Below are 17168 nucleotides of genomic sequence, written 5' to 3'. Positions count from 1 at the left end.
GCGTGCAACAGTGGGATGGCTAAGGCGCGGCTATGGCCTCACGTCCGCATATTGTTGCCCTCATTGTAGCCGCAGGTTCTGGCAGCCGCGTCGGAGGCGATATCCCCAAGCAGTTCCGGTTGGTTGAGGGGCGTCCGATGCTCGCCCATAGCTATTCTTCCCTCGTGGATCATGCCGACATCCGCACGGTGTTCGTTGCTGTGGGCGACGGACAAGAGAGTTTGGCGTCCGATGCCCTAGCAGGCCTAGCTGCTCCTGTTTTGGTGCCGGGCGGCGCAACCCGACGGGAAAGTGTTCATCAAGGGCTGGAGGCGATAGCCCTGCAGGGTGGAGCGGATATTGTTCTGATCCATGATGCGGCACGGCCTTTTCTTCCTGAATCGGTGATCGACGGTCTGATAGACGCATTGCAAACATCGCCCGGCGCAGTTCCGGCATTGCCGGTTGTCGACAGTCTTTCGCGCGGAGCCGACATTTTGACCGAAACCGTGGATCGTTCTCAGCTTTGGCGGGTTCAGACACCGCAGGCTTTCCATTATGACGCTATTCTGGACGCACACAGGTCTTGGTCGGGCGAAGAACCAACCGACGATGCGCGGATGCTGATGGCGAAAGGTGGAGACGTCCGGATCGTACCGGGTTCGGAACGCTTATCAAAATTTACGTTTTCGTCCGATTTTGCAGGAAATGATATGACCCCCTCTATACGCAGCGGCTCAGGCTTTGACGTCCATCGCCTCGTCGCAGGTGAAGAGTTGTGGCTATGCGGTATCCGTATTCCGCATGACAAGGGTCTCGCCGGCCATAGTGACGCCGATGTTGCGATGCACGCCCTGACCGATGCCATATTGGGTGCATTGGCATTTGGCGATATCGGCGATCATTTCCCGCCTTCGGATCCCCAATGGAAAGGGGCATCTTCGGATCGGTTTCTGGTGCACGCGCTGACGCTCGCCGCACAAGAGGGCTACAGTCTGGCAAATGCGGATATCACAATCATTTGCGAAGCTCCAAAGATCGGGCCACACCGTCAGGCAATGCGCTCTCGGCTTTCGGAAATCATGGACACTGAAGTGTCACGTATCTCCGTCAAAGCCACAACCACCGAATTGCTTGGCTTTACCGGTCGTGGAGAAGGTATAGCCGCCCAAGCAATTGTCACTTTCGAGAAAACCAACCGATGAAATCCGTCCTACCCCAGAAAATTGCCAAACTAGCGGAACAAGTTGTAGCAGAAAACAAGGCTGCAGGCCGCGTTATCGCGACCGCAGAGAGCTGCACCGGAGGCTTGGTTGCTGCGGCGATTACCGAGGTTCCAGGCAGCAGCGCTGTATTGGGAAGTGGCTTTGTAACCTATTCGAACGAAGCCAAGATGAAGATGCTCGATGTCAACTCAGACATTCTCGATACCTTTGGGGCCGTATCGGTTGCCGTCGCATGGGCAATGGCGCAAGGCGCGCTTAAGAAGAGCGGGGCCGATATTGCCGTAGCCATCAGCGGCATCGCCGGTCCGGATGGTGGTACCGAGAAGAAGCCTGTCGGGACTGTGGTTTTTGCAGTCGCGGAGAAGGGCAAGGATGCCGAAGATATGGTCGGCGATAAAATCCAGTTCGGATCGGACAAAAGCCGTGCCGATATCCGCGCCTATGCAACGCTTCACGCGCTTGGGTTGCTGCTCCCACCCGCACCATAAAGATTATCAGCGCGTTCGATAAAGGCGGACGTCATCTTTCTTAAGGCGGAGTCAAAAAACTGGCCTGCAAGCGCTTCGAACACTCGGTTTCGAAATGAGAAATCGACCGTGAAATCCACTGAAGATCCCCCTTCCGGGAGGTCCGCAAACTGCCAAGCATTGTGCAAATGCTTCATCGGGCCGTCGAGATAATCTACGACAATTGACGACTTGGGAGTTTTAACAACCCGGCTGCTGAAGGTTTCGCGCAACGATTTAAAACCAACGACCATGTCGGCCAGCATTTCCTGTTCGTCATTTTTGCGGATGCGGATGGCACTTACCCAAGGCAAAAACTCAGGATAGCTTTTAACATCCGCGACCAGATCAAACATCTGCGCTGCGCTGTGTGGCAAAATACGCTGTTCGTGATGATGCGGCATGCCCCTGCCCCTCTTCGTTACCCAGCCTTGGCCAACTGCGCCGCACGCGCGTCACGCATTTTCGCGAAATCTTCCCCCGCGTGGTAGCTTGAGCGTGTAAGCGGACTCGATGCGACCAAAAGGAAACCTTTGGCGCGTGCAATAGCCGCATAGGCGTCGAATGCCTGCGGCGTTACAAAGTCCATCACCTTGGTATGTTTAGGTGTGGGTTGCAGATACTGACCCATTGTCAGAAAATCGATATCGGCGCTGCGCATGTCATCCATGACCTGATGAACTTCAAGACGCTGCTCGCCCAATCCCAGCATCACCCCTGATTTTGTAAAAATAGATGGGTCATGCTTCTTGACCGATTCAAGCAGGCGGAGCGACGCGTAGTAGCGTGCACCGGGGCGTATCGTGGGGTACAGGCGCGGCACGGTCTCAAGGTTATGGTTATACACATCGGGCCGCGCCGTCACAATCGCTTCGACGGCAGCGTCTGCCTTGTTCCGGAAATCTGGAGTCAGGATTTCAATCGTCGTGTTGGGCGTGTTACGCCGCAACGCTTCAATAACCTTCACAAACTGGCTAGCGCCGCCATCCGGCAAATCATCACGGTCAACGGATGTGATGACGATATGCTCCAGTCCCATTTTGGCCGCTGCAATCGCGACATGTTCAGGCTCCAGCGGATCGACCGCCTTTGGCATCCCCGTTTTTACGTTACAAAAGGCGCATGCTCTGGTGCACACATCACCCAAAATCATCACAGTTGCGTGCTTTTTGGTCCAGCATTCCCCGATATTCGGACATGCAGCCTCTTCACACACCGTGTTCAGATTTAGATCGCGCATCAGGCGGCGGGTTTCGTTAAAACCGGCACTTGTCGGTGCCTTTACGCGGATCCAGTCGGGTTTGCGTTCGCGCGGCGCGCGTTCTGGCGGTAAAACGGGTGCATTCATGGGGTCCAGATAGCGGCGCAACACCCACTTGCCAACTGCAACTTCGCTGCTATCGGAGGCATGTTTTTGCAATCGGGAGACGGTATGATCATCGATACACTAACATCTCCCGTGATTTTGTTCTTCGTTTTGGGCTTTCTGGCCGCGCTTGCAAAATCGGACCTTTCCATTCCGGAAGCCTTTGCAAAGGCGATGTCGATATATCTTATGGCAGCCATCGGCCTAAAAGGTGGTGTCGAAGTTGCATCAAGCGGGATAACGGCAGACCTTGTGGCTGCGGCTTTGGCAGGGATTGCGTTAAGCTTCCTGTTGCCCGTCATCGCCTTCGCTCTTCTCCGCAGGGTCGGGGGACTTTCTCAGGTCGATGCGGGGGCTGTTGCAGCCCATTATGGCTCTGTCAGCGTCGTTACATTTGTGACGGCAAAGGAGATACTGACCGGTCAAGGACTGGGTCCTGCGGGGTATATGGTTGCAGTTTTGGCGCTCATGGAGACACCGGCCATTATCAGCGGTTTGGTGCTGGCGAGACGAGGACAAACCGCAGGAAGCAATGCGGTCCCATGGCACGAAGTATTGACGAACGCGTCGGTGGTGCTGCTGATTGGAAGTTTTCTGATCGGCGTGATCGCGGGCAAAGATGGTTTTGCGCCGGTGAAACCGCTCTTCGACACCGGTTTCCGGGGTGTGTTATGCCTTTTCCTCTTGGACATGGGTCTGATTGCAGCACGGCGATTGGTCCAATCGCGAAAAATTACATATAAGCTGGTTATACTGGCTGTCGCACTCCCCATATTGAACGGCGCTATTGGAACGGCACTTGGCACAGCGATTGGATTGGACGTGGCATCTGCGGCCGCGCTGGGAATTTTGGCCGCGAGTGCTTCTTATATCGCTGTTCCTGCCGCCATGCGCCTCGCCCTTCCAGAAGCAGACCCCGGGATTTATCTGAGTATGTCGCTCGGCATTACGTTTCCGTTCAACATCATATTCGGCATTTCGCTTATGGCCGCTTTCGCTCAGATGATAGGATAAACCATGGTTGAGACCGTCACCCGGAAACGCATAGAAATTCTCGTCGACACACCGCTGGTCCCCAGGATTACGAGCCATATCAAGGCAGTCGATATTTCCGGCTGGAGCGTGATCCATGTTGATTCCGGCGGCGGCCGGGCGGGCCAGTGGCAGCATGATGATGTTACTGGCGCCGCTGCAAAAACCATTGTTCTGGTTGTTGCATCAACAGAAAAAGCAGATCGGCTAGTGGACGCGCTTGCACCTTTGCTTGATAGCTATCGGTTGCTGCTCACAATCGGTGAGGTGCAAGTCGTACGTGGAGAACGTTTTTAAATGCCAGAATTTGCTTCGTTAATTGAGGGATATAAGCGGTTTCGAAATGATGCTTATGTCAAGCAGAAGGCGCGGTTTGACGCGTTGGCGAGCGATGGACAATCTCCTCCCGTCATGATCATCTCCTGCTGCGACAGTCGAGTCGATCCTGCAACCGTGTTTGACACTGTCCCGGGCCAGGTTTTTGCGTTGCGTAATGTCGCAAATCTGGTGCCGCCTTACGAAATTGGCGGCGGTCTGCACGGGGTGTCCGCAGCCATCGAATTTGGCGTACTCGGTCTTGAAGTCAGGCATATTGTCATTCTCGGCCATGCCCAATGCGGTGGTATTACAGCCTCACTTTCTGGAAGCGATCTGGGTCAGCAGGGGCATAGCTTTGTCGACAAATGGGTCGGCATAATTGATGAGGCACGCCAAGCGGTGCTTGCATCAAATACCGATGATCCGCAGCACGCCCTCGAATTGGAAACGGTCAAAGTCAGCCTTGCGAACCTGCGTACATTCCCTTTCATTGTCGAACGGGAAAAGGCTGGTTTGCTCAAGCTACACGGGGCGTATTTCGGCATCGCCGAGGGCGAGTTGCACGTGCTAGATGAAACAACAGGTGTTTTTACGCCACAATGACGTCGAACTCTTCACCACCGGATTATTATGATGATTTGGACCTGAGCTTTGCAAAAGCATGGGATCTGATCGAACCAGGCGCCAACAAGCGCACATCCCCCGCCCACACGCCAGTCGTTGGAAGTGTTAATGCGTCTGGCTTGGCCCAACTACGGGTCATGGTGCTCCGGGAAGCTGATCGAACCCTTCGCTGTCTTCGCTTTCATACCGATTCCCGGTCCCCGAAAGTTGGCGATCTTAAAAACAATAATCTCGTATCGATCCTGATGTACGATGCCGCCGAAAAACTGCAATTGAGGCTATTCGGTACGGCGCGTCTGGAGAGCAACGGAGCAGCAGTTGATGCCGCATGGACGGAATCTACCACATTTGCGCGTCGCTGTTACCTGGCGGAATCTGCACCCGGACTGACGTCTAATGTACCGACTTCCGGGTTACCCGCATGGATTGAAGGTAAACAGCCTTCTGAAATGCAACTCACCGAAGCGCGTGCCAATTTTGCAATATTGTGGTGCGACATCACGGAGTTGGAGTGGCTTTATCTCGCAAATAGCGGGCATCGCCGCGCGCGGTGGACATGGGATGAGGCGCAGCAGGTTTGGTCAGGGCGCTGGCTTATCCCCTGATGCGCAATTCAAAAGATAAGTGTCGATCATGATTTTGTGCCGTGCAGCCGCCACTCCTAGATCGATCTCTGCTCTGCTTTCCGCGTTATAATAGGCAATGTCGGGCCGGTGCAGGATCAGATAGTTAGACATTGATCCGTCACTTTTTGCCACACGCTCATGCCAGAAATGCACACCGGAATTGGCTATTTTGCGTCCGCACTCCTGTGCAGCTAACGATGGCCGTCCATCTTGAGCAAGATAGGCCGTTAAGCTCAGAGTATCAAAATTTGCCATAGATTCGGTTGGCGAAACAGCAAGCAATCCGTCCGCCCTTGGGGATGTCACGCCTTGGCGATATGCGGCTTTATCAACGATAGTGATGTCCCCTCGCCCGCCATGTCCGTCACCGGTAAAGCCGAGACTATTTGTATGCAATGCAATGATTGGTTGCCCGGCAGGCCGCTGATCAAGGATAGCTGTTGTGAATTTCGGTGTCTGTGGAGCAAAATTCCTGTTGGGATCACAGGTCGGTCGTACGCCAAATCGAACGCCACATATTCCAGACCCCGACTGCATCCGAAGGCTGTCAGGTCCGGAATTTACAGCAATTCCGACACCACCGCGTTCCCTTAGAGCCGCGATCATCGCGTCGAATGCCGCATTTTCGTCATCGTGCGGGACGAGCCATAAGGGGCCTGCCTTTTCGTCAGTCCGTTTGTATCGGAGCAGGTGCCAGGCGAAGCCGTTCTCGGTGAAACGAATTTCGCGCACCTCAATTCCATCAAAAAATCCAGGCTGATTATTATTTCGCCGAACATCATCATCGAGCTCCGCCAACTGCGAAATCTCAATCTTGGTCCATTGGGATGCATTCGTATCAGGCGTAATTGTTGGGCCATTTATTGCCTGTGCCCAAAGGAGAAGCGCGAACGACATCATTGCTTGTGTACCAGAAAGTGGACTTCGGACATCTCGGCGCGACAGTGGATCGGGACAGGAAGCTCCGTTGCCTCTCCATCGATCAGAGCAGAGGCTGTAATTCCTTCTGCTGATATTGTTACATCACACATGATACCTAAATCAATGTGCGGACCATCCCTGAAATCTTTGCGCAACCATGCCAACCCATGGCCGACCATATCGCCTATATTGGACGCTAAAAACGCGATAACAGACAGGTGGTCGCCATCTACAGGCTCCACGAAAAGACTGGCAAACTGATGTTCAGTATCCTCTCCCACCCATACGCCTTCATCGGATAGCGTTTCGGACCAAGCGGCCGGTATGGTCTCGGCCAAGCTCTGTAAATCGGCATGGCGCATACCCTCCCGCACTTCCGCCCAGCGGGTCGATGGGCCGACGGTCAGACCTGTTAGAATATGTTGGTCAGAAACAGCAATCAGCGAAATTGGCTTTGGCACGAGCGTGCTTGTTTGCAACGCGTCCAGCAGCGCAGCCAACGAAATATCACCATGCAATCGGCGCGACAGGAGGTTCATGGTGCCGCCTGGAAGTACTAGAATGGCGCCAGACCATTTCGCCAATTTTTTGTAAAGGTTGCTGATCGTTCCGTCACCGGAGAGTATGGCAACGGCTTCAATCAAACTGCTTTCCAAGTCGCGTTGCGAAGGTAAATCCTGTTCAGGAAGGATCCGCTTTTCAACGACGTCAAATCCAGCCTGTTCCAAGCTGGAAGCAACGGTCTGCTCATCCACACCGTTTGCGCTACCGCTACTGGTGTTGGTGATGAGCAGTGTCCGTTTCATTCCTGTTTAACGTGTCATCTTCTTATAAGTTGCACGGTGCGGGCGTGTTGCCTCGTCTCCGAGGCGTGCAATCTTGTCTTCCTCGTAAGATTCAAAGTTACCCTCGAACCATTCCACATGGCTGTCGCCTTCAAACGCCAGAATGTGTGTTGCCAGACGATCGAGGAAGAAACGGTCATGGCTTATGACAACCGCACACCCAGCAAAGCTCTCAAGAGCTTCTTCCAACGCCGAGAGCGTTTCCACATCAAGATCGTTGGTCGGTTCGTCAAGCAGCAAAACGTTTCCACCTTCCTTGAGCATCTTCGCCATATGGACGCGGTTACGTTCACCCCCGGAAAGGAGGCCGACCTTTTTCTGTTGATCCGTCCCTTTAAAGTTAAACGCTCCGACATAGGCACGGGTTGGGGTTTCATGTTTCCCAAGCTTCATAAAGTCGGCACCGCCTGAAATTTCTTCCCAAACATTTTTGTTCGGATCGAGATCGTCACGGCTTTGGTCAACGAAACCGAGCTTGACGGTCTCACCAATTTCCACTTCGCCGCTATCTGGTGTTTCTTGTCCCGTGATCAGGCGGAAGAGCGTCGACTTTCCGGCGCCGTTCGGACCAATTACGCCCACAATGCCACCCTGCGGGATCGTGAAGGACAGGTTTTCAAACAGCAATTTATCGCCATAGGCTTTGGTTACATTTTTAACCTCGATTACCTTGCTGCCAAGGCGCTCGGGCGTTTGGATGACGATCTGTGCTTTGCCAGGCGCACGGTTCTCCTGCGCTTCGACGAGCTGGTCGAAAGACTTGATACGTGCCTTTGACTTGGTCTGTCGTGCCTTGGGGCTTTGTCGGATCCACTCCAACTCGTCCTTGATTGCCTTTTGACGGCCCGCGTCTTCGCGCGATTCCTGCTCAAGTCGCTTGGCCTTCTTTTCGAGATAGGTCGAATAATTGCCTTCATAGACAAAATAACGACCACGATCGAGTTCAAGGATCCAACTGACCACATTGTCGAGGAAGTAACGGTCATGGGTAACGAGAATGACATTACCTTTGTAATCCACCAGATGCTTTTCTAGCCAAGCGACGGACTCGGCATCAAGGTGGTTGGTCGGTTCGTCGAGTAGCAAAATGTCGGGCTTTTCCAGAAGCAGACGCGTCAAAGCAATCCGGCGTTTTTCACCGCCTGACAAATTGGTGACGGGGCTGTCTGCAGGCGGACACCGCAGTGCGTCCATCGCGAGTTCAAGCTGGCTGTCGAGGCTCCAGCCATCGACGGCGTCGATCTTTTCCTGCAACGTGCCCATTTCCTCCATCAATGCGTCAAAATCGGCATCCGCAGGTGGATCGCCCATCAGCATCGAAATTTCGTTAAACCGATCTACAAGATCGGCGATGGGACGCACGCCGTCCATGACATTTTCTTTGACGGTCTTGGTTGGATCCAGTTCCGGTTCCTGCGCAAGATAGCCAACACGGATATGTTCTCCGGGCCATGCTTCGCCTGTAAATTCTGTATCCATACCGGCCATGATTTTCATCAAAGTCGACTTACCGGTGCCGTTCGGCCCCACGATGCCGATTTTGGCGTCGGGGTAAAATTGCAAATTGATGTTGTTAAGGACGGGCTTGTTCGCACCGGGGAAGGTTTTGGTCATTCCCTTCATTACGAAGCTGTATTGCGCTGCCATTTTGGTAACTTTCCTGTCTGGGATTATCTTTGATTTGGCCGCATCCCTAGCTATCTGGCCCGGTCCTCGCAAGGCGGGATTGCAAAACTGTGGAAGCTGATTATGCCTGCATTGCATGAACTTCTTGCACAAATCGTCCGCCGTGGCTTCATTGCTGCTTGTTTCAACCGCTTTCACACCGCTTCTTGCGGCACCAACCCTTGAAGATGTGCGTTCTACCGCACTTAATTCGGACGAAATCGCCTATGACATCGTGGAGGGCCTGACCACAGAGATCGGGCCTCGTCAGGGTGGTACCGAGGCTGAGGCACGGGCACGCGCTTGGTCTGTGGCAAAATTGAAGTCGCTGGGCTTCGACAATGTGCGTATTGAAGAATATCAAATGCCAACATGGGTGCGCGGTGAAGAAACGGCGGAAATTGTAGCGCCTTTCACTCAGAAACTTGCGGTAACCGCACTAGGCAATAGCGGAAGTACCGGTGACAAAGGGCTGGAAGCGGAAATCGTGTATTTTCCGACTCTGGAAGATCTTCGCTCAGCGCCCGACGGCAGTTTGAAAGGCAAGATCGCTTTTGTCAGCCATTCGATGATGCGCACGCAAGATGGCAGTAGCTACGGCGCCTTTGGTCCGGCGCGCTTTGTTGGCCCCAATATAGCCGCCAAAAAAGGGGCGGCTGCGATCGTCATCCGCTCGGCCGGTACCGATTATCATCGCAATCCACATACTGGGAACACCAATTTTGATGCAGGCGTTACCCCCATTCCTGCCGGAGCGCTCTCGATACCCGACGCTGAAAATCTGGAGCGAATGCTAAAACGCGGCAAGCCTGTGGTCATGAAATTGAAGCTGACGCCCAAAAATGTAGGCATGCACGTGTCAGGCAATGTACTGGCCGAAGTTAAAGGGTCAAATCCACAACTGCCCATCATTGTCATCGCATGTCACCTCGACAGTTGGGATCTAGGGACCGGCGCAATTGACGATGCGGCGGGCTGCGGAATCATCGCCGCCGCCGCGAAACATCTAAAGACGCTGGGTCAACCCAAGCGCACCGTCCGTTTGTTATGGGCCGGTGCAGAAGAAGTCGGCATTTGGGGCGGCAAGGACTATGGTTCAAAACATGCAGCCGAGCCTCACGCGCTGGCGATGGAATCCGATTTTGGTGCCGGCAAAGTCTGGGCCGTCGACTTCACGCTTCCCGAAAGTGCGAGTGAACAGAAAGCCAAAATCATCGCTGCGCTAGCGCCCCTGGGTGTGGTTCCCCGCAAGACACCTGCCAGTGGCGGAGCAGATATTGGTGCGATAATCGCCGCCCAAAAACTCGGCATTATTGATCTTCAACAGGATGGCACGAAATATTTCGATCTCCATCACACCCCGGACGATACCTTGGACAAAATTGACAAGGCTGAAATGCGGCAGAATGTTGCCGCATGGGTTTCGACCCTCGCAATCGTTGCGAACTACGAAGGTCAACTAAAGCCATGAAGACTTGGATTGCTTTGACTCTTCCTTGCCTGGCCTTGTCAGCCTGTACGGAGGAACCAAATCGCAAAACAGCCGAAGAAGCTAGCGTCGTGTTGGCGAATGAAGCGACGCAGGAAGCAGTGAAGGAAAAGCGCCAATCCATTGAAGAGGCGGCAGAGCAGGCAACGAAGTTGATCGAGGCGGACGCGAAAGCCGAGATTGATGCGGCAGCGACGCCCCCTGCACAATAACGCCGAAGCAAAACACCATCTTCGTCACGCGATATTTCTCCATTCTATCGTTGATTAGTTTACAACGATGGTTAATCGACCAAAAGTTGGAAATCCGATATATTTGTTTAATATCAATATGATGTAAAACGTTACATCTCTTAACCATCAATTATTTCGACACAGTTTTTGCGCAAGTTTACACAAAATTAATCAGTCGATTCGGGTCTTGAAAACTTCGGATACCTGAGGGTCGCAAACCACTGAAAAGTCCCCCCGAATGTCGGAGCGGTGACTGAAAAGAAAATAATGGGCGGTGTTTTGTGCGAATTTCAGGGAACAGACTATTTGCGGCATGCGCGCTCTTCAGCGTTGTATGTGCGGCCATTCCTGAAAATGTTCAGGCGAAGGCTCCTTCCGGGAATACGCTACATATCGACATCGAGGCATCGATTAGCCAACGCTGTGGAATATCGGCACTCGGCTCAAATTCCAACGACAGCGGCCGTATCGACGAACCAACGCGAATTGCATTCCGTTTCGGACTTGATTGCAACACACCCTTCAAAATCGGTGTGGCAGCGCAAAATGGTGCGCTGCAACTCGTAGGCACGAATAGCCAGAGCGCCGGAACAGCGGGATTTGCGTATCGCAAAAATTATGTTGCCGGGCTTCAATTCAATACTGATCAAACAGGCTTGGTCGCTGCAGGCGAATGCGCATCGTCGACGTTGACCTCGGCCAACACCAACTGCCGTTTTTACGGGTCGGAACCCGGTTCGGGACTTTTTTCAGGACGCAACACCACGGCCATCGGACGTGAGGGCGAACTTACCGTGACATGGCAAGGTGAAGAGAGCGATGCCGTCCGACTTGCTGCGGGCGCCTATCAAGAAATTCTGACGATTATTGTGGCGCCGAGCACATGACGATGCACCACATCTAAAGCAATTCCGAACTGCTTTTCACTGGAGAGGAAAGCGATGGGGCAAGGAGAGGGTCTGATCTCCCCCAAAATCAGACAGGTTTTGAGTACAAAGGAACAAGCTGATGAAAAAATATCTTGTAGCCGCAGCAACTTTCGCTGCAATCACTTCGACCCCGGCATTTGCCGATGGCGACAACCGCAGCACCGACACCGAAATTTTTACAATCAACGCTACGAACCCCGCAAAGTGCAATCTGGAGGCGACAACCTATACGCTTAATCTGGATACCAACGCGCTTTCAAACGACGAAGGTTTCGCACTGGCAACTGTTTCGAGCTCGGTAGCCAACAAAATGAATCAAGCTAATGTCACCGCATGGTGCACCGGCGCAAAGAACACATTGCAAATGTACCGTACCGCATTTGTGACCGACGGCGGCGTTAAGGGTACTGACGGCTTTAACCGCGCGGTCGTTTACGATGTGAACATGAACATTGCTGGCGCCGTCCGTTCGGATGGCTTCACCCCCACCGAAGGCACTTCCGATGGTCAGGGTAATGGTCCAGGTGTAGGTTCGGGTGCAGGCATTACCGTTGGTCGTTTTGGTGCAACTGGTACCGGAGCGCAGGTTGTTTTCTCCGCAGAGCTGAACTCTGAAGCCGTCACCAATGGCAACAGCACGGCTGCGCGCGGCAATTTTACCGCCGATGCAAACCGCTTGATCGCAGGTCAATATATCAGCACGTTAACCATCGAGTTGACACCCGGCGTATAAAAAATGGATAGAGACACCCGGGGGCGGCATTTTCTGCCTCCGGGATTCTTTTTGTCCTACCCGAAGGACAAAAAAGTGGGGACTTATCTAAAATGCCGTTCCGGCCTAAAACAGCTGTTTACGCTGCTCTTGCGGTTGCAACCAGTGCAAGCATAGCGACCGCCCTTTACGCGATGACCGTTTCACCGGTTGTTATTGATTTGCAGACATCAGGGCAGCGTATGTCCCAAGTCGTCACTATCGAAAACAAATATGCCAAGCCTGTCATTCTCGAAGTTTTGACACAAGAAGCCGAGTATACAGACGAGGGTGTGCGCGGAACGGGCAAAGCGACCGACGATTTGCTGGTTTTTCCTCCACAAGCTCAAATAGCGCCGGGCGGCACTCAGGCTGTCCGCATCCAATATGTCGGCGACCCGGATCTCGCAAAAAGCCGACACTATTTTGTGACGGTCGCACAATTGCCGGTCAAAATTCCCGAGGGGGAATCTGCCCTACAACTGCTATATAATTTCCAGATTGTGACGGGAGTCAGCATGGCGGGAAAACGGCCAAATATCTCCGTTTCCAATGCCGAATCCTATGTCGGTGGTGATGGCAAACCCCGAGTATTGCTCGTGCTCAACAACAATGCGGACACATATGGATATCTTTCCAACGGTTCCCTTCGCATTGTTCAGAAAGACGATACCGGGAAAGAAATTTTCAGAAAGACGATGACTGGTGACCAGATATCCCAGGAAATCGGTTTTGGTCTGGTGGGTGCAGGGCAAGTTCGGAAAATGCAGACCGGAATAGTGTTACCGGCATCAGGGGGCAGCGTTGAGGCGTATTTCACACCATCAACACGCTAATTCGACGCACCTGCGGACTTCGTCGATAATCCTCCTAGGTATGGGGGGCTTGTCATTTTCGAGCCCCGCAATAGCTTCGTCAGGCGCAAGTAGCGCAGCGTTGGCCTTGTCTAACCCCGGGCTTTTGCAGGCTCTTGCGGCCGATTTTGATGCAGACATTTTTGGCGATCTGGATGGGGCGCAGGATGTTGGTCAAATCACCACCAACATCGCACCTCTACAGGCTGCAATTGCCAATCCACCCAAATATCTTTCGTTTGAAGATTTATCGTCCGGCGTGGCAGTTAATGCTGGCATACATTCTTCAGTCGCGGCCAAAATAGCGCCAGAAGGCACGCACAAACCTCCGGCAACAGCAACTCTCCCATCTGCGCCTGAATATCAGTTTTTCGCGGACGATGCCGAAACATCGCCGCCAGCTGCTGCAGTCCAATACAGTTTTGCACCTAAGCAACCTGTCGATTTGGCCGAACAGCCAGCACTCCGCCTCAATCCCACTGGCCGCGATATTAATCTGTCGGCGCCTTTGCGGGCCGGAACATTCATTTTGAACGAAGTATCGTTCGTTCTGACAGCCGACGACATGATCAAGGTTGAATCCAAATCTTTCATCGAAGCGGTTCGCCCCGTAATTTCGACCGAAAAACTGCGCGTGCTAGAGACTGAGCTCGCCGGACTAGATTATGCGCTTTCCGCGCAAATTGGTCGTCTGGGATACGTCATCAATTACGATCCCACGTCCATTAGCCTCAACGTGCAAATCCCGGCCGATGCGCGCGATGCCCAGGACATCTCCTTGCGCCGTTTCGAAGATGGAGCCACCGGACAATATTCGGAACCGGCGACTCTGAGCGGTTACATCAATTTCCGTAGCTATGGCGATTATGTCTGGAACGGGACCGATTCTGGCTTCCAGTCGCCAACCAGTTTGATTGACAGCGCTATCCGTTACCGTGGTGTTGTCCTCGAAAATGAAGCGACCTTGCGGCTCGATTCAGATTCCCAGAAATTCTTCACCCGTGAAGGGACCCGATTGGTCTACGATGACCGTCAACATTTGGTCCGTTTTGCAGCGGGCGACTTGATTACAAGCGGCAGGGGATTTGCGGGCAGCCCGCAGATAGCCGGATTGTCTGCAACACGCGTCTACTCAATTGTCGATCCGCTTCGCAACGTTCAGCCACGTGGTGACCGGTCGTTTACGCTGACACGGCCATCAACAGTGGAAGCCATGATCAATGGGCAGCTAATTCGCCGCGTAAGGTTGCAGCCCGGTGTTTACAACATTCGCGACTTCCCCTTTGTTCAAGGAACGAACAACGTCGAATTCAATATCCAGGACGATGCCGGCGGGACACAGCGGATAAGCTTTTCGCAGTTTTTCGATAGGACCCTTCTTGCGGAAGGTTTGAGCGAATTCTCTTTTCAAGCCGGGATACTCGCCCCATTTCGCCGGTCGTCCCGTGATTATCAAACGAGCGAACCTGCGGCGTCCGGATGGTATCGCCGCGGGATCAGTGAAACCGTCACTCTGGGCGGCAATTTCAATGTCAACAAGTCCGGGGCCACTGCAGGCGTGGAGGCCGTAATCGCCAGCGCCATCGGAATCATCGGCATCGACGCCGCGGCGAGTGATGTGGATGGCATCGGGACGGGTTTTGCCGCCAATGTCGGCTTGCAGAAAAGCTTTGGCGGGTACAACGCGGCTCCGAGATCCATTGCAGCTGGCGTCGAATATCGCAGTGCGAAATTTGCAAATCCCGGATTTGCAGGTGTCGACAATCGCATCAAATGGAACCTTTCGGCATCCTATGCGCAGCCCATAGGGCAATCCCAATTCATATCGCTCAGCGGTGATTATGGCGTGGCACGCGGCCCCTTCCGAAATGAAGTCAGCACGCGCCTCACCTACGGATACACGATCAATTCCCGCTTAAACTTTACTGTCGATGGCACCTACGAACGCCGCGCTATCTTCGGCAGCGAATTCGGCGTTCGCGCCACCTTGGCCGTCAAATTGGGACCGAGATCCAACGGTGTTGCCGAAGTCGACACGCGCACCGAACGGGCTCGCATTGGATACCAGACCGCTTGGGGTGAAGGTGTCGGAAGCTGGACGGCATCAGGCGATCTCGACGTGAGCCAGGAAGATGTAGGTTTTAACGGCGGGTTTAATTATACCGCGAACCGTGCAGAACTCGGACTGACCCATACGACCGTATATGAACTAACCGGGCGCCGGACAGATTCACAACGTACTTCACTTCGCTTGGGGACAGCAATTGCCTTTGCGGATGGGAAATTTGCCCTTTCGAGACCGATTTACGATTCCTTTGCTATGGTCGCGACGCATAAATCCCTCGATGGAGCGCAGGTTATCATCGATCCACGCGACGACCATTATACTGCGAAATCAGGCCTATTCGGGCCCGCCGTCGATCCCAATCTGGGCGCTTATATCCGCCGCACCCTGACCTATGATGTACCCGAAGCTCCGGTTGGATATGACCTGGGCACCGCGAGTGCCAAAATACTTCCGCCTTATCGTGGCGGCTATCTGGTAACGGCGGGGTCGGATTATTCCGTTACCGCTCTAGGCACATTGATCGGCCTTGATGCGGCACCGGTCAGCTTGTTATCGGGTAAAGCAACCGAAATAGGTGTCAGCAACCCACGGACCTTGACCATATTCACGAACCGCACGGGCCGCTTTGGCATTTCAGGAATGCGCCCGGGCCGTTGGCGGATTGAAATGCCGACCGAGCCACCCACCATTGTCGAAATCGTTATTCCGGCAAAGAGCCTTGGCGTGGTACGCTTGGGCGACGTTACATTAGGAGACGCGCAATGAAACCGGTGATTATGTCTTTGATGGCAGGCACGGCCATGCTGGTGACCACTCCGGCATTTGCACAAACACAATGCGCGCAATTTGAATTGGTCGGCAATGGGGCACGGGTAGCCTATCAGCCGTTCGAAACCAGCCCTACCATTGAAACCTTCGATCTGCGCATCCGCAGGTTGGCAGATGGCATTAGCGGGGTTCGTTTTCTTCTCGTCGACACCACACCACAGATGAACGGGCCACAGATTGGCACCACCGGCCCTTCCGTCTATGACATTAGTTGGTTGGAAGATAACACGCGGCGAATGCTCGTCGTTGGCAATGAGCAACCACAACCGACCACAGGCGCACAGGTTCAATTTGCCGAGCGCGCCGGCGTCCAACTGACGCGGTTTCGGCTGTCCGTGCCGGCAGGGCAACAAGCCCCAGCCCGTGTTCATCGCGAAAACCTGACGGTACGATATCAGTGCCTCGATTCCCAGGGTCGGCAGATTGGGGCAACGCAAGAACAACCTGCATCGGTGGAACTTTCCCTGACGGTGCCACGCTATGTCGCGGCCTATATCGGCAGCGCAGGGCAAACCCGCGGTACAATCAACTTTGGTGATGTCGGATCCGCATCGGCCACGTTAAACCGGGCTATCAATATCACGGCATTAAGTACCCTGCCCTTCGCGATTAAATTCGAAAGCGAAAATGGCGGATTGCTGAAACGGCGTGCGACCGAAGCCCAAGGCATCGTTTACGCCATGAACTATGCAGGTGTTGCGGTGAGCCCTGGTGACACGCTGCAGTGCCCGATGACCCCTGCCCCCATGGGTATCGGTAACCAGTTTGAAGTCGGGTTGAACCGTTCGTCCATCACGTCCCTGCCCGCCGGGAATTACAGGGATACAGTCACGCTTACTTTCACACCGCGTGACGGCGTCGCTTCGGCTAATTGCGCCATAAGGCGGGAAAACTGAATACCGGAACCC

At 53.7% G+C, this 17168-nt stretch carries 18 protein-coding genes; 13 read left to right on the top strand and 5 right to left on the bottom strand.

Annotated features, from left to right (window positions below):
- The first annotated feature begins 32 nt into the window (after positions 1-32).
- Positions 33-1184 (top strand): bifunctional 2-C-methyl-D-erythritol 4-phosphate cytidylyltransferase/2-C-methyl-D-erythritol 2,4-cyclodiphosphate synthase, encoded by a 1152-nt coding sequence (locus EUU25_RS03755; protein ID WP_158898416.1) that lies wholly within the window; start codon positions 33-35, stop codon positions 1182-1184.
- Positions 1181-1693, top strand: a complete 513-nt coding sequence (locus tag EUU25_RS03750) for a CinA family protein (protein ID WP_158898414.1) — start codon at positions 1181-1183, stop codon at positions 1691-1693. Before EUU25_RS03755 ends, EUU25_RS03750 begins: the two co-directional genes overlap by 4 nt.
- Here the strand turns inward: EUU25_RS03750 and EUU25_RS03745 are convergent.
- Both EUU25_RS03745 and lipA read right to left on the bottom strand, forming a co-directional pair.
- The gene (locus EUU25_RS03745) at positions 1657-2115 is read right to left on the bottom strand and encodes a type II toxin-antitoxin system RatA family toxin (RefSeq protein ID WP_158898412.1); all 459 of its coding nucleotides are present in this window, start codon (positions 2113-2115) and stop codon (positions 1657-1659) included. The two genes, EUU25_RS03750 and EUU25_RS03745, sit on opposite strands and share 37 nt — an antisense overlap.
- Positions 2116-2132: 17 nt before the next feature.
- Positions 2133-3059 (bottom strand): lipoyl synthase, encoded by a 927-nt coding sequence (lipA, locus tag EUU25_RS03740; protein WP_158903093.1) that lies wholly within the window; start codon positions 3057-3059, stop codon positions 2133-2135.
- An 84-nt stretch (positions 3060-3143) separates the two neighbouring features.
- On the opposite strand from lipA, the gene EUU25_RS03735 reads away from it, so the two are divergent.
- The 4 genes from EUU25_RS03735 to EUU25_RS03720 are packed head-to-tail and all read left to right on the top strand — an operon-like array spanning position 3144 to position 5656.
- Positions 3144-4091 (top strand): sodium-dependent bicarbonate transport family permease, encoded by a 948-nt coding sequence (locus EUU25_RS03735; protein WP_158898410.1) that lies wholly within the window; start codon positions 3144-3146, stop codon positions 4089-4091.
- Between the two features lie 3 nt (positions 4092-4094).
- Positions 4095-4406 (top strand): P-II family nitrogen regulator, encoded by a 312-nt coding sequence (locus EUU25_RS03730; RefSeq protein ID WP_158898409.1) that lies wholly within the window; start codon positions 4095-4097, stop codon positions 4404-4406.
- Entirely contained in the window at positions 4407-5030 is a 624-nt protein-coding gene (locus EUU25_RS03725) for a carbonic anhydrase (protein WP_158898407.1), read from the top strand.
- Positions 5027-5656 (top strand): pyridoxamine 5'-phosphate oxidase family protein, encoded by a 630-nt coding sequence (locus EUU25_RS03720; protein WP_158898405.1) that lies wholly within the window; start codon positions 5027-5029, stop codon positions 5654-5656. Before EUU25_RS03725 ends, EUU25_RS03720 begins: the two co-directional genes overlap by 4 nt.
- Here EUU25_RS03720 and EUU25_RS03715 read toward each other — a convergent pair.
- The 3 genes from EUU25_RS03715 to ettA form a co-directional block, all read right to left on the bottom strand.
- On the bottom strand, positions 5633-6409 hold the full coding sequence (locus EUU25_RS03715) for a hypothetical protein (RefSeq protein ID WP_158898403.1): 777 nt from the start codon (positions 6407-6409) through the stop codon (positions 5633-5635). The genes EUU25_RS03720 and EUU25_RS03715 overlap by 24 nt on opposite strands.
- Positions 6410-6573: 164 nt before the next feature.
- Entirely contained in the window at positions 6574-7404 is an 831-nt protein-coding gene (locus EUU25_RS03710) for a diacylglycerol/lipid kinase family protein (protein ID WP_158898401.1), read from the bottom strand.
- A 6-nt stretch (positions 7405-7410) separates the two neighbouring features.
- Positions 7411-9090 (bottom strand): energy-dependent translational throttle protein EttA, encoded by a 1680-nt coding sequence (ettA, locus tag EUU25_RS03705; protein ID WP_158898399.1) that lies wholly within the window; start codon positions 9088-9090, stop codon positions 7411-7413.
- A gap of 115 nt (positions 9091-9205) precedes the next feature.
- On the opposite strand from ettA, the gene EUU25_RS03700 reads away from it, so the two are divergent.
- The 7 genes from EUU25_RS03700 (at position 9206) to EUU25_RS03670 (ending at position 17156) form a co-directional block, all read left to right on the top strand.
- Complete coding sequence (locus EUU25_RS03700; protein ID WP_158898397.1) at positions 9206-10579, top strand: M28 family peptidase; 1374 nt, start codon at positions 9206-9208, stop codon at positions 10577-10579.
- Positions 10576-10809, top strand: a complete 234-nt coding sequence (locus EUU25_RS03695; RefSeq protein WP_158898395.1) for a hypothetical protein — start codon at positions 10576-10578, stop codon at positions 10807-10809. Before EUU25_RS03700 ends, EUU25_RS03695 begins: the two co-directional genes overlap by 4 nt.
- A 302-nt stretch (positions 10810-11111) precedes the next feature.
- Positions 11112-11717, top strand: a complete 606-nt coding sequence (locus EUU25_RS03690) for a hypothetical protein (RefSeq protein WP_158898393.1) — start codon at positions 11112-11114, stop codon at positions 11715-11717.
- 121 nt (positions 11718-11838) lie between these two features.
- Positions 11839-12492, top strand: a complete 654-nt coding sequence (locus EUU25_RS03685; protein ID WP_158898391.1) for a hypothetical protein — start codon at positions 11839-11841, stop codon at positions 12490-12492.
- Between the two features lie 92 nt (positions 12493-12584).
- Positions 12585-13346 carry a fimbria/pilus periplasmic chaperone gene (locus EUU25_RS03680; protein WP_158898389.1) on the top strand — a complete coding sequence of 254 codons (762 nt, stop codon included), beginning with the start codon at positions 12585-12587 and terminating at the stop codon, positions 13344-13346.
- Between the two features lie 49 nt (positions 13347-13395).
- Positions 13396-16197: a fimbria/pilus outer membrane usher protein gene (locus EUU25_RS03675; protein WP_158898387.1), complete on the top strand. Its 2802-nt coding sequence runs from the start codon at positions 13396-13398 to the stop codon at positions 16195-16197.
- The gene (locus EUU25_RS03670) at positions 16194-17156 is read left to right on the top strand and encodes a hypothetical protein (RefSeq protein ID WP_158898385.1); all 963 of its coding nucleotides are present in this window, start codon (positions 16194-16196) and stop codon (positions 17154-17156) included. Before EUU25_RS03675 ends, EUU25_RS03670 begins: the two co-directional genes overlap by 4 nt.
- Positions 17157-17168 lie beyond the last annotated feature (12 nt).

The sequence above is a fragment of the Sphingorhabdus lacus genome (genome assembly GCF_009768975.1).
GTDB lineage: Bacteria > Pseudomonadota > Alphaproteobacteria > Sphingomonadales > Sphingomonadaceae > Sphingorhabdus_B > Sphingorhabdus_B lacus.
Note: the sequence above shows the minus strand (reverse complement) of the source record. Positions and strands in the feature narration are given on the sequence as shown.

Excerpts from the sequence above, each read along its gene's own strand:
- EUU25_RS03725 (WP_158898407.1), top strand. The coding sequence starts at position 4,407 with ATGCCAGAATTTGCTTCGTTAATTGAGGGATATAAGCGGTTTCGAAAT.
- EUU25_RS03755 (WP_158898416.1), top strand. The coding sequence starts at position 33 with ATGGCCTCACGTCCGCATATTGTTGCCCTCATTGTAGCCGCAGGTTCT.
- EUU25_RS03695 (WP_158898395.1), top strand. The coding sequence starts at position 10,576 with ATGAAGACTTGGATTGCTTTGACTCTTCCTTGCCTGGCCTTGTCAGCC.
- EUU25_RS03730 (WP_158898409.1), top strand. The coding sequence starts at position 4,095 with ATGGTTGAGACCGTCACCCGGAAACGCATAGAAATTCTCGTCGACACA.
- EUU25_RS03720 (WP_158898405.1), top strand. The coding sequence starts at position 5,027 with ATGACGTCGAACTCTTCACCACCGGATTATTATGATGATTTGGACCTG.
- EUU25_RS03745 (WP_158898412.1), bottom strand. The coding sequence starts at position 2,115 with ATGCCGCATCATCACGAACAGCGTATTTTGCCACACAGCGCAGCGCAG.
- EUU25_RS03735 (WP_158898410.1), top strand. The coding sequence starts at position 3,144 with ATGATCATCGATACACTAACATCTCCCGTGATTTTGTTCTTCGTTTTG.
- EUU25_RS03700 (WP_158898397.1), top strand. The coding sequence starts at position 9,206 with ATGAACTTCTTGCACAAATCGTCCGCCGTGGCTTCATTGCTGCTTGTT.
- EUU25_RS03685 (WP_158898391.1), top strand. The coding sequence starts at position 11,839 with ATGAAAAAATATCTTGTAGCCGCAGCAACTTTCGCTGCAATCACTTCG.
- lipA (WP_158903093.1), bottom strand. The coding sequence starts at position 3,059 with ATGAATGCACCCGTTTTACCGCCAGAACGCGCGCCGCGCGAACGCAAA.
- EUU25_RS03680 (WP_158898389.1), top strand. The coding sequence starts at position 12,585 with ATGCCGTTCCGGCCTAAAACAGCTGTTTACGCTGCTCTTGCGGTTGCA.
- EUU25_RS03750 (WP_158898414.1), top strand. The coding sequence starts at position 1,181 with ATGAAATCCGTCCTACCCCAGAAAATTGCCAAACTAGCGGAACAAGTT.
- EUU25_RS03670 (WP_158898385.1), top strand. The coding sequence starts at position 16,194 with ATGAAACCGGTGATTATGTCTTTGATGGCAGGCACGGCCATGCTGGTG.
- EUU25_RS03710 (WP_158898401.1), bottom strand. The coding sequence starts at position 7,404 with ATGAAACGGACACTGCTCATCACCAACACCAGTAGCGGTAGCGCAAAC.
- ettA (WP_158898399.1), bottom strand. The coding sequence starts at position 9,090 with ATGGCAGCGCAATACAGCTTCGTAATGAAGGGAATGACCAAAACCTTC.